Origin of the sequence: Sphingomonas sp. FARSPH, from assembly GCF_003355005.1 — a bacterium.
Taxonomy (GTDB): Bacteria; Pseudomonadota; Alphaproteobacteria; order Sphingomonadales; family Sphingomonadaceae; genus Sphingomonas.
Genome location: NZ_CP029985.1, coordinates 96,230 through 110,780, shown reverse-complemented (window position 1 = coordinate 110,780; position 14,551 = coordinate 96,230). Strand labels below are relative to the sequence as shown.

The 14,551-nt window shown below is 67.6% G+C and carries 14 protein-coding genes; 7 read left to right on the top strand and 7 right to left on the bottom strand.

Annotated features, from left to right (window positions below):
* Positions 1–16 precede the first annotated feature (16 nt).
* From DM480_RS00535 to DM480_RS00525, 3 genes are read right to left on the bottom strand one after another with little or no spacing between them, the layout of a single operon-like run.
* Positions 17–307 (bottom strand): DUF3618 domain-containing protein, encoded by a 291-nt coding sequence (locus tag DM480_RS00535; protein ID WP_115377082.1) that lies wholly within the window; start codon positions 305–307, stop codon positions 17–19.
* Complete coding sequence (locus DM480_RS00530; RefSeq protein ID WP_115377081.1) at positions 304–630, bottom strand: phage holin family protein; 327 nt, start codon at positions 628–630, stop codon at positions 304–306. Before DM480_RS00530 ends, DM480_RS00535 begins: the two co-directional genes overlap by 4 nt.
* 30 nt (positions 631–660) lie before the next feature.
* Positions 661–1,125 (bottom strand): hypothetical protein, encoded by a 465-nt coding sequence (locus DM480_RS00525; RefSeq protein WP_115377080.1) that lies wholly within the window; start codon positions 1,123–1,125, stop codon positions 661–663.
* A 141-nt stretch (positions 1,126–1,266) separates the two neighbouring features.
* Between DM480_RS00525 and eno the strand changes: the two genes are divergently transcribed.
* Entirely contained in the window at positions 1,267–2,544 is a 1,278-nt protein-coding gene (eno, locus tag DM480_RS00520; RefSeq protein WP_115377079.1) for a phosphopyruvate hydratase, read from the top strand.
* A gap of 50 nt (positions 2,545–2,594) precedes the next feature.
* Positions 2,595–2,915: an FtsB family cell division protein gene (locus DM480_RS00515; protein WP_115377078.1), complete on the top strand. Its 321-nt coding sequence runs from the start codon at positions 2,595–2,597 to the stop codon at positions 2,913–2,915.
* Positions 2,916–3,082: 167 nt separating this feature from the next.
* Here DM480_RS00515 and DM480_RS00510 read toward each other — a convergent pair whose 3' ends face one another.
* Positions 3,083–3,454 (bottom strand): hypothetical protein, encoded by a 372-nt coding sequence (locus DM480_RS00510; RefSeq protein WP_115377077.1) that lies wholly within the window; start codon positions 3,452–3,454, stop codon positions 3,083–3,085.
* A 156-nt stretch (positions 3,455–3,610) separates the two neighbouring features.
* Between DM480_RS00510 and DM480_RS00505 the strand changes: the two genes are divergently transcribed.
* From DM480_RS00505 to DM480_RS00485, 5 genes are all read left to right on the top strand, one after another.
* The gene (locus DM480_RS00505; RefSeq protein WP_115377076.1) at positions 3,611–5,272 is read left to right on the top strand and encodes an alkaline phosphatase D family protein; all 1,662 of its coding nucleotides are present in this window, start codon (positions 3,611–3,613) and stop codon (positions 5,270–5,272) included.
* Positions 5,273–5,371: 99 nt separating this feature from the next.
* Positions 5,372–5,974 (top strand): TetR/AcrR family transcriptional regulator, encoded by a 603-nt coding sequence (locus DM480_RS00500; RefSeq protein ID WP_115377075.1) that lies wholly within the window; start codon positions 5,372–5,374, stop codon positions 5,972–5,974.
* A gap of 214 nt (positions 5,975–6,188) precedes the next feature.
* Entirely contained in the window at positions 6,189–6,593 is a 405-nt protein-coding gene (locus DM480_RS00495) for a hypothetical protein (protein WP_232834059.1), read from the top strand.
* Positions 6,594–6,873: 280 nt separating this feature from the next.
* Entirely contained in the window at positions 6,874–9,399 is a 2,526-nt protein-coding gene (locus DM480_RS00490) for a glycoside hydrolase family 31 protein (RefSeq protein WP_115377074.1), read from the top strand.
* Between the two features lie 117 nt (positions 9,400–9,516).
* Complete coding sequence (locus DM480_RS00485) at positions 9,517–10,602, top strand: anhydro-N-acetylmuramic acid kinase (protein ID WP_115377073.1); 1,086 nt, start codon at positions 9,517–9,519, stop codon at positions 10,600–10,602.
* Positions 10,603–10,733: 131 nt separating this feature from the next.
* On the opposite strand, the gene DM480_RS00480 is transcribed toward DM480_RS00485, so the two are convergent.
* From DM480_RS00480 to DM480_RS00470, 3 genes are all read right to left on the bottom strand, one after another.
* Complete coding sequence (locus DM480_RS00480; protein WP_115377072.1) at positions 10,734–10,976, bottom strand: hypothetical protein; 243 nt, start codon at positions 10,974–10,976, stop codon at positions 10,734–10,736.
* A 49-nt stretch (positions 10,977–11,025) separates the two neighbouring features.
* The gene (locus DM480_RS00475; RefSeq protein ID WP_115377071.1) at positions 11,026–12,204 is read right to left on the bottom strand and encodes a vWA domain-containing protein; all 1,179 of its coding nucleotides are present in this window, start codon (positions 12,202–12,204) and stop codon (positions 11,026–11,028) included.
* A 367-nt stretch (positions 12,205–12,571) separates the two neighbouring features.
* Positions 12,572–14,476 carry a CocE/NonD family hydrolase gene (locus tag DM480_RS00470; protein ID WP_115377070.1) on the bottom strand — a complete coding sequence of 635 codons (1,905 nt, stop codon included), beginning with the start codon at positions 14,474–14,476 and terminating at the stop codon, positions 12,572–12,574.
* Positions 14,477–14,551: the final 75 nt, after the last annotated feature.

Below are 14,551 nucleotides of genomic sequence, written 5' to 3'. Positions count from 1 at the left end.
CCTTCAGTCGCGAGTATCAATCGTGTTTTGATTTGCGGCGGAACAGGCCGGCGATGCGATGCCGTGCGAGGAACAACCCGGCGACGGCGGTCGCGCCCGCGACCGCGCCGGGGTTGCGCCGCGCGGTGTCGAGCCCGGCGGCAGCGGCGGCGGCGCTCTTGTCGACGACCTCCTTCGTCGCCTGGCGGGTCAGGGTGCGCGGGTCGAGTTTCACCTGAAGCTGCGAAAGCGTCGTGTTGAGACGCTCGCGTGCCGCGGTCGCCTCCGCTTCGGCATCGGCAAGGCGGGTGCCGGGCAGCGCGCTCATCGCGTCACCTTCGCCGGCGCCAGCCGCGCCTTGCCGACGAGCCCGAGGATCGCGGCGATCGCGAGCACGCCGATAACGACAATGCCCGTCGCGATGCCCGGCCCGATCAGCGGCGTCAGCGTCATGATGAGCCCGACGAGCAGTGCGACCAGCGCCGCCAAGGCGAGCACGCCGGCCGTCGCGAAGAAGATCGCGGCGGTGCGATAGGCAGCAACACGTTCACCGACCCGCGCCTTCGCCAGCGCGATTTCCGCGCTGGCGAGGTTGCGCGTATCCTCGACGAGCTGGCCGACCAATGTCGCCACCCCCGGTTCCTCGACCATCGGCCTGTCCCCCGTGATAGCCAAGCGCGTTCAGCCCTTGTTGCCGTCGATGCCGGACTGCACCAGCCGGGCGAATGCGAAGCCGAGCGCGGCGGCGACGCCGACGGCGACGCCGGGGCTTTCACGGACGAAGCTGCGCACGTCCTCGACGAGGTCGTCGACATCCTTGCCCTTCACCTGATCGGAGAAACGCGAGACGGTGCCGGCGGCCTGGCGCGCATAATCGCCATATTGCGCGCCGAGCTTTTCATCGACCTGCGCCGCGGCATCGCCGATAAGCTGCGACAGCTGGTCGAGTGCGCTGCCCGCCTTTTCCTTGCCGGTATCGGCGAGCGTGCGGATACGATCGCCGGCCTGGCCGGTGAACTTGTCGGCCTGATCCTTGATCGCCTGCTTGGCCTGCGCGGCCTTGCTCTGTGCGGTATCGATCGTGTCGGCGGCGGCGGCCGGTAGCACGTCTGCGTCAGTCATCGGTCTTGCGTCGGTGTCGGACATGACGAACCCTTTCGTTGTCTCGCCGTATCAACCCGTCCCGCCAGATCGCGGTTCCCTGTCTTGCAAGGAGATTGCCGCTATGCAGCGAGCGGGGTAGAGCCCGGCCCCGTATATCGCCCGATAAGGTAGGAGCATCGTTACGTGACCGCAATCATCGACATCCACGGCCGCCAGATCCTCGACAGCCGCGGCAATCCGACCGTCGAGGTCGACGTGCTGCTGGAAGACGGCAGCTTCGGCCGCGCCGCGGTGCCGTCGGGCGCGTCGACCGGGGCGCATGAAGCGGTGGAGCGGCGCGATGGCGACAAGACCCGCTGGGGCGGCAAGGGCGTCGACGGTGCGGTCGACGCGGTCAACGACGAGATCGCCGAGGCGCTGATCGGTTATGACGCCGAGGATCAGGCCGAACTCGACGCGACGATGATCGCGCTGGACGGTACCGAGAACAAGGGCCGGCTCGGCGCGAACGCGATCCTGGGCGTCAGCCTGGCGGCGGCCAAGGCGGCGGCGGATGCGCGCGGCCTGCCGCTGTACAAGTATGTCGGCGGCGTATCGGCGCACGTCCTGCCGGTACCGATGATGAACATCATCAACGGCGGCGAACATGCCGACAATCCGATCGATTTCCAGGAATTCATGATCGTCCCCGTCGGTGCGGACAGCATCGTCGAGGCGGTGCGCTGCGGCTCGGAGATCTTCCACACGCTGAAGAAGGCGCTGCACGACCAGGGCCTCGCGACGGGCGTGGGCGACGAGGGCGGCTTCGCGCCGAACATCGCCAGCACCGAAGAAGCGCTGGGCTTCATCATGCAGAGCATCGAAAAGGCGGGCTACACGCCGGGCGACGACGTGATGCTGGCGCTCGATTGCGCGGCGACCGAATTCTACAAGGACGGCCGCTACAACATCTCGGGCGAGGGCAAGGTGCTGGAGAGCGGCGCGATGGCCGAATATCTCGCCGACCTCACCCGCCGCTACCCGATCTTCTCGATCGAGGACGGCATGAGCGAGGACGATTGGGAGGGCTGGAAGGCGCTGACCGACCTCGTCGGCGACAAGGTTCAGCTGGTCGGCGACGACCTGTTCGTCACCAACCCCAAGCGGCTGAAGCGTGGCATCGAGGGGGGCTATGCCAATTCGCTGCTGGTGAAGGTCAACCAGATCGGCACGCTGACGGAGACGCTGGAGGCGGTCAACATGGCGCAGCGCAATCGCTACACTGCGGTGATGAGCCACCGGTCGGGCGAGACCGAGGACGCGACGATCGCCGACCTCGCCGTCGCAACCAACTGCGGCCAGATCAAGACCGGGTCGCTGGCGCGCTCGGACCGGCTCGCCAAGTACAACCAGCTGATCCGCATCGAGGAAGAACTGGGATCGGTGGCACGTTATGCCGGGCGCAGCGTTCTGAAGGGCTGATCGCGTTTCCCGGGCTTGACGCGCGAGTCGGCCCGAATCATGGTGGGCTTATGGCGCGCACGACGAAATCCTCTGCTTTCCGCAAGACGATGCGTCGTGCTGCGCTGCCCGCCCTTGGCCTCACCGTCGTCGCGATCTTTGGCGTCTATGCGGTGCTGGGGCCGAACGGCATCATGGCCTATGGCGATTACAAGCGGCAGCTGGCGCAGCGCGAGAAGCGCTATGCGATGCTCGACCAGCGCCGTGCGGTGCTGAAGAACCGCGTCGCGCTGCTCGATCCCGACCACGCCAATCCCGACATGGTCGACGAGATGGTGCGCAAGGAACTCAACGTCGCGCATCCGAACGAGGTGATCGTTCCGCTGCGGTAAGCAGGCGGGCGCAATTCACGGTGTCTTCCGGCTGAACGCCGAGATCGCGGCGGTAAGACGTGACGAAGGCCGGCCGTCCCGCCGAAAGTCTGCGCTAGGCGCGGGCCTTTGGCGGCGACGAAGATAGCATCTTTGGGGGCGCGTCGGGTTATTTCCCGGAAGTCGGATTATTTCCCTGAAGGCGGCGGGCCGAGATCGTCGGGCGCCTTCTGCACCGTGCCCTCGCGACCGGTGTAGGGGTAGCCGTCGCCGGCCGCGGAATCGCTGGCGAGGTCGTCGCCCTCGTTGCCGCCGCCGGCGGAACTGCCGCTGCCCTGAACCTTGCCGGTGTGCGGGTCGAACGACGCATGGCGGCCGTTGTCGGGGGGCAGATCCGGGTGCGCCGGTGGCGCGTCATCGGGACGGGCGGGGTCGACCGTGCCGCTGGGTGCCTTCGCCCCCATCGCCGCTTCGCGATCGCGGTGATAGTCCTGACCGAAGTAGCCATCGTCGGTGTCGAACGGTTCGCGGCCCGCATCGGCCGTGGACGTATCGGTCATCGTATCCTCCTGTCGCGCTTCGCCGATTAACGTTCGGGCGCGCGCGAATATCCGGTGCGGTGTGACGCGCCGGTGTCATCGTCACGCCACCGAAACGTCGCACGACCGGCCTAGCGACAGCGGCATCCGCCGTTCCTGGCCAAAGGATGCACCCCCATGACGATCGATCGCCGCCAGACGCTCGCCCTTCTGGGATCGGGTGCCGGATTGTGCGTGCCCGCCGCCGCGGCGCGGGCGGAGGGCACCGCGGCATGCCGCTTCGATCACGGCGTCGCTAGCGGCGATCCCGCCGCAGACGGCGCGATCCTGTGGACGCGGGCAACGCCGACGGAGGCGGGGCGCGCCGCCGACATACCGCTGACGTGGCATGTCGCGATCGAAGAGGGCGGCAGGCCGGTCGTGAGCGGCAGGGTTGCGGCGCGGGCCGCGCGCGACTTCACCGCAAAGGTCGAGGCGCGCGGGCTCAACCCGGGCCGCGATCACTGGTTCTGGTTCGAAGGCGAGGGCGGTGTCCGCTCGCCGGTCGGCCGTTTTCGCACATTGCCCGTCGGCAAGACCGCCGACGTCGTCATGGCGGTCGTTTCGTGCCAGCTGTACGCGGGCGGCTTTTACACCGCCTACGATTCGATCGCGCGCCAGCCGCGGCTCGATGCCGTGCTGCATCTGGGCGACTACATCTACGAATATGGCGTCGACGGCTATGGCGCGGAGATCGCGAAGAAGATCGGCCGTTTCGTCGAGCCGCGACACGAGATCGTCAGCCTTGCCGACTATCGCATGCGCCACGCGCAGGTGAAGCGCGATCCGCAGATGCAGGCCGCGCACGCGCGGACCGCCTTCATCTGCGTCTGGGACGACCACGAAGTCGCGAACGACGATTGGGTCGATGGCGCGGAGAATCACCAGCCCGCGGTCGAGGGCGACTGGGCGGCGCGCAAGCGCGCGGCGATGCAGGCCTATTTCGAGTGGATGCCGATCCGCGATCCCATTCCCGGCAAGCCGTGGGAAGCGATCAACCGCAGCTTCGAATTCGGCGACCTTGCGACGCTGGCGATGGTCGAGACGCGGCTGCTCGCCCGCTCGCACCAGGCGGTGCCGAAGGGGGCGGACGTCGAGCCGAGCGATTACGCCGCGCTGCAGGCGGTGCGCGCGCGCCCCGATCGCGAAATGCTGGGTGCGAATCAGCAACGCTGGCTGGAGGAAACGCTCGCCGCGTCGGTGAAGGCGGGCAAGCCGTGGCAGGTGCTGGGCAACCAGGTCATCATGGCCAAGGTCAATGGCCCCGATCTCGAAAAGCAGCTGGGCGCGGCGCGCTATGCCGAACTGCTCGCGCATTTGCCCGACGCCTATCGCAGCGGGATCGCCAAGGCGGTCGCCTCCTACCGCGCCGGCCTGCCGCTCGGCCTTGACAGCTGGGACGGCTACCCGCCTGCGCGCGAGCGATTGTATGCCGCATTCCGCCGTGCAGGGAGCAGCCCGGTCGTCGTGTCGGGCGATAGCCATGCGGGCTGGGCGAACGTGCTTCACGACGATGCGCAGCGGCCCGTCGCGGTCGAATTCGGCGCGACCGCGATCACGAGCCCGTCCTATGGCGCGCTGATCCCGGGCATCGGCGAGCATATCGCCGCCGCCAACCCTGGTGAGGTGCTGTTCTGTGACCAGGACAACAAGGGGTATCTGCTGCTGACGCTGACCCGGGAGGCAGCGACGGGCGACCTGCGCACCGTGTCGACGGTGACCGCGCCCGAATATCGCGACGGGTCGGCGGCCGTGTTCCGGTGCCGCGCGGATGCCAAGGGCGCGCTGGAACGCGCTTGAGTTCCAGTACGGCTTGGCGGGCGGTGTCAGGCGATATATATACCGTTCGATATGGAAACTGTTCTAGCCCCCAATCCGGCCACCGAGCCGGCTGCGCCGATGGGATGTACACCCGTCAAAGGCCGCCCGCGCGAATTCTGCACCGGCGCGGCGCTCGCCGCGGCGCTGCGGGTCTTCTGGGCGAAGGGGTATGACGCGGCGTCGTTGACCGATCTGACGGAGGCGATGGGCATCACCCGGCCCAGTCTGTATGCGGCGTTCGGCAACAAGGAGGCGTTGTTCCACAAGGCGCTCGATCTCTACGAGGCCGAGAAGCTGGAATATATGCGCGGCGCGCTGAACCAGCCGACCGCGCGCGGCGTCGCCGAATATCTGCTGCGCGGTGCACTCGACGCGCAGACCGGGCGGGGCGAGCCGCATGGCTGCATGGGCGTGATCAACTCGATGGCCTGCGGGCCGGAGGCGCAGTCGATCCGCGAAGCGTTGCTCGCGCGGCGCGCCTCGTCGCAGGCGGCGCTGATCGAGCGGTTCGCGCGCGCCCGCGACGAGGGCGACCTGCCTGCGCAAATCGATCCGGTCGGCCTGACCAGCGTGCTCTACGCGCTGTTCTTGGGCATGTCGGTCCAGGCGGGCGCCGGCGCGACGCGAGAAGATCTGGCACGGCTGGTCGACACTGCCCTGACGATGTGGCCGGGACGCTGAGCGCGGGGCTTTTTTTTCTCTACCGGTCGGTACAAAACGATTGACGCCAGGTGAACCGGGTTATATACCGACCAGTATAGAAGGCGGGGCGGCGTGACAGGCCAACCGGTTTTTCTAAGGTTCAGCAGCAAGGTGTATCCGTCGGACCGGGAACGGGTTCGCGCGCCGGGGTGGCACGCGGGGTCGTCCGGCCGCACGCGGGAAAGGGAGGTCGATGATGGCATATATGGCATTCGCAGAACCCGGCATGGCCGGTTTCGCACGCGCGGCGGCGGTGCAGCGGCTCGCCACGCTCATCGAGGACAAGCCGGCCCTTTCCGAACTCGAACGCTCCGTGATCGGGCTGGCGCGCGGCGATGGCCTGTCGTCGCTGCGCAGGCCGGGCATGCTGTCGCGCCTGCTCGAATGGGTGTTCGGGATCAAGGCGAGCACGCAACTGGCCGATCCCAAGCTGGAGGCACTGCGGCGCATCGCCGTGCTGAGCTGGCGGCGCGGCTATTCGGTGCCGTCGGTCGAGGTGCGCGCCTTCCTGTCGGCGGGATACTCGCCCGCGCATTACGAGCTGGTCGTCGACGGCATCGCGATCGCGCGCGAAAGCGAGATGCATCGCCGGGCGTAAGCGTCCGACACCATCGTCGCGCGTGATCGCCGCTCTCCTCGTCGTCCCGGCCATGGAGCCGGGATGGCGCTGTTCCTTTGGTAGACAGGAAAAGCGGGACCGCCGATCGAATGCGGCGTGACGGCGGAATGGCAAGGACGCGAGATTCGAAGCGGACTGCGTGACCTGATCTCTCTTGCGGGATGCTTGTCGCGTCCGGCGATCCGAGGTTGACGCGCGGGCGCCGCTCCCGCAACCCTCTGGGAAGTAAAGCATAGCTATCCCCGGGGAGAGACGTTTCATGACATCGCGTGGCCTTGCGCCCGTCGCCCGGCGGCGTGCCGCCCTGTTGCTCGCGCTTGCGCCGGTCGCGATGCTGCCCGCCGCCGTGCGGGCGCAGGCCGCGACTTCGGCCCCCGCCGCATCGATCGTGGCGCAGCCTGACGGCGTCGCCGTGCGCCGCGCGGAGGGCAATATCCGCGTCGTCGCGCTAACCGACGCGATCCTGCGCATCCGCATCGACCGCGACGGCGCCCTGCCAGAGGATGCGAGCTGGGCGGTTGACGCCGCCGTCCGCAAGCAGCGCGTGCGCGTTACGCCGACCGCGGACGGTTTCGCCACCGCGGCGCTGCGCGTCGCCTTCGCGCCCGATGGGCGGATGACGATCACCGATCCGGCGGGCAAGATCATTACCACCGATGCCGCGACGCCGTTCCGCCGCGACGGCGCCGCCTTCACGCTGCGCAAGGCGATGCCGCAGGGCGAGCATTATTTCGGGCTGGGCGACAAGACCGGCGGGCTCGACCGGCGCGGCAAGAGCTTCGTCGACTGGAATACCGACGCCTTCGGCTTCGGCAGCGGCGACGACCCGATCTACAAGTCGATCCCGTTCTTCATCGGCGTGGGCGGGGAAGGCGGCAGCTACGGCATCTTCCTCGACAACAGTTGGCGCAGCTGGTTCGATTTCGGCCACCGCGACGACAATGTGCTCGCGTTCGGCGCGCCGGATGGCCCGGTCGATTATTACGTCATCGCCGGCCCGACGACCGCCGACGTGGTGCGCCGCTACACCGACCTGACGGGCAAGGCGCCGATCGTCCCGCAATGGGCGCTCGGCTATCAGCAATCACGCTACAGCTACATGAGCGCGGACGAGCTGCGCAATGTCGCCGCGCGGCTGCGGCAGGAGCGGGTCCCGACCGACGTGCTGTGGCTCGACATCGACTGGCAGGATCGCAACCGCCCCTTCACCGTCGACACCAAGGCGTTTCCCGACATGAAGGGCCTGCTGTCCGACCTGAAGCGCGACGGGTTCAAGGTGGTGACGATCACCGACCTGCATGTCGCCCGCGTGCCCGATCAGGGCTACAGGCCCTATGACGAAGGTACGCAGCGCGACGCCTTCGTCCACCGCGCCGACGGTTCGGTCTATGTCGGCCCCGTATGGCCCGGTCCGTCGGTGTTCCCCGACTTCACGCAGTCCAAGGTCCGCAACTGGTATGGCACGCTGTTCGCCGATCAGGTGAAGATGGGCGTCGCGGGCGCGTGGAACGACATGAACGAGCCGGCAATCTTCAACACGCCGACCAAGACGATGCCGCCCGACGTCCTGCACCGCATCGACAGCGACGGCTTCGCGGCCCGCACCGCGCCGCATGCGGAAATCCACAACGTCTACGGCATGGAGAACACCCGTGCGACCTATGACGGTCTGCGCAAGCTGGCGCCGAACGAGCGGGCGTTCGTGATGACGCGCGCGAGCTATGCCGGCGGGCAGCGTTATGCGGTGACGTGGACGGGCGACAATCTAGCGACCTGGGATCACCTGAAGCTGTCGGTCCAGCAGATCATCAACCTGGGCCTGTCCGGCTTTTCCTATGGCGCGGCCGACGTGACGGGCTTTGCGGGCGGTCCAAGCCCCGAGCTCGCGACGCGCTGGTTCGAGATCGGCGCTTTCTACCCCGTGTTCCGCAACCATTCCGCGAAGGGCACGCCGCGCGTCGAGCCATGGGTCGACGGGCGGGAGCATCTCGCGATCCGGCGGCGCTTCATCGAGGAACGCTATCGCCTGATGCCGTATCTCTATGCGCTCGCCGACCAGAACAGCCGGCTGGGCGACCCGATCCTGCGGCCGGTCTTCTACGATTATCCTTCCGCGCTGCGTATGTCGTGCGACCAGTCCTGGACGTTCACGGTCGGCCGGTCGCTGCTCGTCGCGCCGCCGCCGCGGCCGGACCAGCCGGTCGCCTACGACGTCTGTCTGCCCGCGGGTGGCTGGTACGATTACTGGACCGGGCAGCGCGCCGGCACGCCGGAAAAGCAGGACGGCGGGCAGATCCAGTCCGCCAGCCAGGCGACGGGCGAGGCGATGGCGCGGGGCGACCGTGTCACCGAGACGCCACGGCTCGATCATCTGCCGGTGTTCGTGCGGGCGGGCACGATCCTGCCGCGCCAGCCGCTGGTCCAGAATACCGGCGAGACGCCGAAGGGGGCGTTGCAGCTCGACGTCTATCCGGGCGAGGATTGCCGCGGCGATCTCTACGCCGACGACGGCCATTCGATGGCGTTTCGCAAGGGGGTGTATCTGCGCCAACAGGTGCGCTGTACGATCACGCCCGCGGGGCTGCGCATCGCCTTCGACGCGCGGCAGGGGCGGTTCAGGCCGTGGTGGTCGCGGATCGCGATCGTCGTCCACGGCTGGCAGGGGGCAGCGACGGTCAGCGGCCTCGGTGTCTCTGCCGCCCAGCTGGATACCGCGACCGGCACGATCCGCTTCGACCTACCCGACAGGGCCAAGGCGGGCGAACTGGTCATCGCGCGCCGCTGATCGCACACGGCATGGCGCGCGGGTGGTCGACACGCCGCGCGTCGCCGGGCAAGCGGGGCCAGGCAAGCGGGGCCAGGCAAGCGGGGCCAGGCAAGCGGGGTGGGGAGGACAGGCGGCATGCTGGCGATCGGATTGATGTCGGGAACGTCGCTGGACGGGATCGATGCGGCGTTGATCGAGACCGACGGCGAGGCCGAGGTGCGCGCCATCGGCTTTCGCGGCGAGCCGTATTCCGATGCGGCGCGCGCGCAGCTGGCGGCGGCGACCGCGCTGGCGCTGACCTTCGACCGGCCGCGCGCCAGCCCCGACCTCGTCGCCGCGGGCGAGTTGATCGACCGCGCGCATGCCATGGCGGTGCACAAGCTGCTGCGCGACGCGGGCATCGAGGCATCGGCGGTCGATGTCATCGGCTATCACGGGCAGACGGTGGCGCATCGGCCCGATCGCGGCTGGACGTGGCAGATCGGTGATGGCGCGGTGCTGGCGCGTGCGACGGGGATCGCAGTGGTGAGCGACCTGCGCAGCGCGGACGTCGCGGCGGGTGGGCAGGGCGCGCCGTTGCTGCCGGTCTATCACGCCGCGCTGGTCGCCGGGTTGGAGAAGCCCGTCGCGGTGCTCAACCTGGGCGGGGTGGGGAACATCACCTTCGTCGGGCGAGACGGAGCGCTGGTCGCATTCGACACGGGGCCGGCGAACGGCCTGATCGACAGCTGGGTGGAGGCGGAGAGCGGCGCGCGATTCGATGCGGACGGTGCGCTGGCTGCAGCGGGGCGCGTCGACGAGACGGTGCTGACCGCGATGCTCGACCATCCCTATTTCGACGCGCCCGCGCCCAAGTCGCTCGACCGCAATGATTTCACCATTCAGCCCGCCCGCGGCCTGTCGACGGCCGACGGCGCGGCGACGCTGACCGCCTTCACCGCCGCGACGGTGGTCGAGGCTTTGGTCCAGCTGCCAGAGCGGCCGCGGCGGCTGATCGTCGCGGGTGGCGGGCGGCACAATCCGACCCTGCTCGCCATGATCGCGGCGCACACCGGTTTGACGCCCGAGCCGAGCGATACGCTCGGCTGGAACGGCGATGCGATGGAGGCGGAGGGCTTTGCCTATATGGCGGTGCGGCGGTTAAAGGATCTGCCGATCAGCTTTCCGGGCACGACGGGCGTGCCAACGGCGTTGGCTGGGGGCGTGGTCAGTCAGCCATAGGTGGGGAGCGTCGCGGGCCTCGCCGAATCTCATTGCCTCCCCGGCGAGGGCCGGGGGCCGGCCTGGACCCCGATCTGTGCCCCGGCTTTTGCCGGGGTTGAAGGGTGCACCGGGTTGATCGAGACGGGACGCTATCGGTGCGCGCGCGCGACCGGCACCGAGACGTTTTGCGGGCAGCCGTCGATCTCGCGGACGACGGTGTAGAAGGGCTTGGCCGGCGGCATCTCGCCGAGCTTGCGGGGCGTCGCGCGCGGTGTGTCGATGCGGGTCATCTCGACGCCGGGTTTGGCGCAGCGTTTATTCTCCACCGGCTTGGCGGGCTGGCCCGTCTGGGCGACAGCGGCGAGCAGGGTGAGGGTGAAGACCATCGACATCGCACATCTCCCAATTTCCAGAGATGCTATCACATCCCGAACGGCTGGGCTATCGCTTGCGCGTCAGCTCGCGCATCGCCGCGTCTAGGCCGGCGAGGGTCAGCGGGTACATGCGGTCGGTCATCAGCTGGCGCAGGATCTGGATCGACTGGGTATAGCCCCATTGCGCCTCCGGGATCGGGTTGAGCCACACTGCGGCGGGATAGGTATTGGTCAGCCGCTGCATCCACGCCGCGCCCGCCTCCTCGTTGAAATGTTCGACCGATCCGCCGGGATAGGTGATCTCATACGGGCTCATCGATGCGTCGCCGACGAAGATCAGCTTATAGTCGTGACCGTATTTGTGCAGCACGTCGGCGGTCGGCGTGCGTTCCTGGAAGCGGCGGCGATTGTCCTTCCACACGCCTTCGTACGGGCAATTGTGGAAATAGAAGAATTCGAGGTTCTTGAACTCGCTGGTCGCGGCGCTGAACAATTCCTCGCACAGCTTCACCCACGGGTCCATCGAGCCGCCGACGTCGAGGAACAGCAGCACCTTCACGGCATTGCGCCGTTCGGGCCGCATCCGCACGTCGAGCCAGCCCTGTCGCGCGGTGCCGTCGATCGTGCCGTCGATGTCGAGCTCGTCCGCCGCGCCTTCCCGCGCGAAGCGGCGCAGGCGTCGCAGCGCGACCTTGATGTTTCGGGTGCCGAGTTCGCGGGTGTTGTCGAGGTTCCTGAAGTCGCGCTGTTCCCATACCTTGAGCGCGCGTTTGTGCGTGCTCTCGCCGCCGATCCGCACGCCTTCCGGATTGTAGCCGCCGTTGCCGAACGGGCTGGTACCGCCGGTGCCGATCCATTTGTTGCCGCCCTGGTGCCGCCCTTCCTGTTCCGCCAGCCGCTGCTTGAGCGTGTCCATGATCTCGTCCCACGAGCCGAGCGACGTGATCTTCGCCATCTCTTCGGGCGTCAGATATTTCTGCGCGACCGCCTTCAGCCAGTCGGCGGGAATATCGGCTGGAGCGGTGCCATAATTGGTGGCGATCCCGCGGAAGACCTTGGCGAAGACCTGGTCGAAGCGGTCGAGCAGGCCCTCGTCCTTCACATAGGTGGCGCGGGCGAGATAGTAGAAATCCTCCGGCGAGCGGTCGATCACCTCGGCATCGAGCGCCTCGAGCAGGAGAAGATGTTCCTTGAGGCTGGCGGTGATGCCCGCGGTACGGAGTTCGTCGAGGAAGTTCAGAAACATGAAATGACGCTGTCGCAAGGGGTTGGCGCGCGGAAGGTCGCAAAGGTCGCAGTGTTTCGCCCTGTGCGACGGGACGCCTTCGAGTGTCGGGTATGGCGCATGGCGGTAGTGTATCAGTCCGCCGCGGTGTGGGACAGTGCGTATTGCGGGTCGTCAGTTCGAGGAGTGATTGAGTTAAACCATTGATATCAAACGTCTTATATCGTCACCCCGGCCGGAGAGCCGGGGTCCCGCTTCTTTCATCGGCCTTGGCAAAAAGCGGGACCCCGGATCAAGTCCGGGGTGACGATGTGATCAAGACCGGGAACGATATGTCGTCGGGCCGGATGATGGCGGCGGCCGGGGGGCGCCATCCGGCCGCCTGCGGCTATTTTGCCTCCACCACGGGCAGTTCGACGAAGCTGCCCTGCGTGCCGCCATGACCGACGGTGATCGTCGCCTTTTGATAGTCGCCGGGCTTCGCCTCCATGATCGTCGGCACGAACGTCTGCGGGTTGCGATCGTAGAGCGGGAACCAGCTCGACTGGACCTGCACCATGATGCGGTGGCCCGGCAGGAAGACGTGGTTCGCGTGCGGCAGGACGATGCGGTAGGTCAGCGGCGTGTTCGCGGCGATCGGCTTCGCCTCGCTGAACCCCTCGCGAAAGCGGCCGCGCAGGATGTCCATCGCGACGGGCAGCTGATAACCGCCCATTTCGGGCTTTTCGGTATATTCGGCCGGATAGACGTCGATCAGCTTGGCGACGAAATCGCCGTCCGTCCCCGTCGTCGCGGCGACGAGATCGACCGCAGCCGCGCCCGAGATCGCGACCGGCTTGGTCAGCACGGGCGTCTGGTAGACGAGCACGTCGGTGCGGTCGGAGAAAGGGCGCTGGTCGTCGACGAGCCACTGGCGCCACGTCGATCCGGTCGCATAGGTCGGACGGATCGGGCGCAGGCGATAAGGGATCGGCTTGGCGGGATCGGAGACGTAGCTGTCGCTGCCAGCCGCGGCCGCATTGCTCCAGTCGAGCGCGCCGTCGCCGCCGAAATAGAGACGCTGCATCGGTCTCGCGCAGCCCCGTTCGCACGCGAGCGGCCAGGCGGGCAGCGTCTGCCAGCGGTTGCTGCCGGTCTGGAAGGCGGTGACGGGCGCCAGCCGGTCGGGCGCGCCGCCGGTCTTCAGGTGCGCGTCGAGGAAGGGCATCAGCACCTCGCGCCGGAACCACAGAGCCGTGTCGGCATCGAATTTGATCGCGCCGAGGGTCGATCCGTCGCCGTTCGCGCCGCCATGCGCCCATGGACCGAGGACGAGATGGTTGACGTGGCGGGGATCGACCTTGCTGACGGCGCGATAGGCGGCGATCGCGCCGTAGATATCCTCCTGGTCCCATTGCGAGGCGACCCACAGGGTCGGCACCGTCTGCGGCTGTTTGGGGAGAATGTCTTCGAGCGCCTGCGCCTGCCAGAAGGCGTCGTAGGCGGGATGCGCCATCATCCGGGCGATCCACGGCAGTTGCTGAAGGCCGTGCGCGCGTGCGAAATCGCCCGCCGAACCGGCCCGCAGGAAGCCGTCGTAATCGTCATAGGCGTCGCGCCACAGGTCGCCGGCATTGCCCTTCGCCGCGTCCTGCCCGTAATAATAATCGAAGCCGATCAGGCGGAACGCGCCACCGTGGAAATCGTCGTCGTTCATCCACGTGTTGATGACCGGGTTCATCGGCACCGACGCCTTTAGCGCCGGATGCGGTTTCACCAGCGCCATCGCCGCCATCATCCCGTCGTAACTGGTGCCGATAATGCCGACGCGGCCATTGGTGTTGGGCAGGTTCTTCACCAACCAGTCGATCGTGTCATAGGCGTCGGTCGAATGATCGACCTTGGTGCCGTTGAGCGGGCCGATCAGCGGGCGTTCGTTGACGTAGTCGCCCTCCGACCCGTATTTGCCGCGCACGTCCTCGTAGACGCGAATGTAGCCGGCCTTCAGCATCGCCGCGTCGGAGGCGCGCACCATCATGTCGCCATGCGCGCTCGCCTCGCGCTCGGTCGTGCTTTCCGCGCCATAGGGCGTGCGCTGCAGGACGATCGGCGCGTCCTTCAGCCCCTTCAGCTGGATGATGACGGCGTGCAGCTTGACCCCGTCGCGCATCGGGATGTCGACGCTGCGCCGGTCGTAGTCGAAGCTGGCTTCGACCGCCTTGAAGCTCTTTGGGATATCGGAGCCGAGCTGTTGCGCATGGCCGCTGCCGGCGGTGGCGAGGGCGAGGAGGGAGATGGAGATCGCGCGGCGCATGGCGGTTCCTGTGACGAAGTGTTGCCGCAGCGTGGCACAGGCGGAAGGGTGGGGGAAGCGGGTTGTGGGGAGGGG

What these genes read in the sequence shown, in the direction of transcription:
- DM480_RS00515 (WP_115377078.1), top strand. Translation starts at nt 2,595, where the DNA reads ATGGCGCGCACGACGAAATCCTCTGCTTTCCGCAAGACGATGCGTCGT.
- DM480_RS00505 (WP_115377076.1), top strand. Translation starts at nt 3,611, where the DNA reads ATGACGATCGATCGCCGCCAGACGCTCGCCCTTCTGGGATCGGGTGCC.
- DM480_RS00470 (WP_115377070.1), bottom strand. Translation starts at nt 14,476, where the DNA reads ATGCGCCGCGCGATCTCCATCTCCCTCCTCGCCCTCGCCACCGCCGGC.
- DM480_RS00485 (WP_115377073.1), top strand. Translation starts at nt 9,517, where the DNA reads ATGCTGGCGATCGGATTGATGTCGGGAACGTCGCTGGACGGGATCGAT.
- DM480_RS00475 (WP_115377071.1), bottom strand. Translation starts at nt 12,204, where the DNA reads ATGTTTCTGAACTTCCTCGACGAACTCCGTACCGCGGGCATCACCGCC.
- DM480_RS00530 (WP_115377081.1), bottom strand. Translation starts at nt 630, where the DNA reads ATGGTCGAGGAACCGGGGGTGGCGACATTGGTCGGCCAGCTCGTCGAG.
- DM480_RS00535 (WP_115377082.1), bottom strand. Translation starts at nt 307, where the DNA reads ATGAGCGCGCTGCCCGGCACCCGCCTTGCCGATGCCGAAGCGGAGGCG.
- DM480_RS00495 (WP_232834059.1), top strand. Translation starts at nt 6,189, where the DNA reads ATGATGGCATATATGGCATTCGCAGAACCCGGCATGGCCGGTTTCGCA.
- DM480_RS00510 (WP_115377077.1), bottom strand. Translation starts at nt 3,454, where the DNA reads ATGACCGATACGTCCACGGCCGATGCGGGCCGCGAACCGTTCGACACC.
- DM480_RS00490 (WP_115377074.1), top strand. Translation starts at nt 6,874, where the DNA reads ATGACATCGCGTGGCCTTGCGCCCGTCGCCCGGCGGCGTGCCGCCCTG.
- DM480_RS00480 (WP_115377072.1), bottom strand. Translation starts at nt 10,976, where the DNA reads ATGTCGATGGTCTTCACCCTCACCCTGCTCGCCGCTGTCGCCCAGACG.
- DM480_RS00525 (WP_115377080.1), bottom strand. Translation starts at nt 1,125, where the DNA reads ATGTCCGACACCGACGCAAGACCGATGACTGACGCAGACGTGCTACCG.
- DM480_RS00500 (WP_115377075.1), top strand. Translation starts at nt 5,372, where the DNA reads ATGGGATGTACACCCGTCAAAGGCCGCCCGCGCGAATTCTGCACCGGC.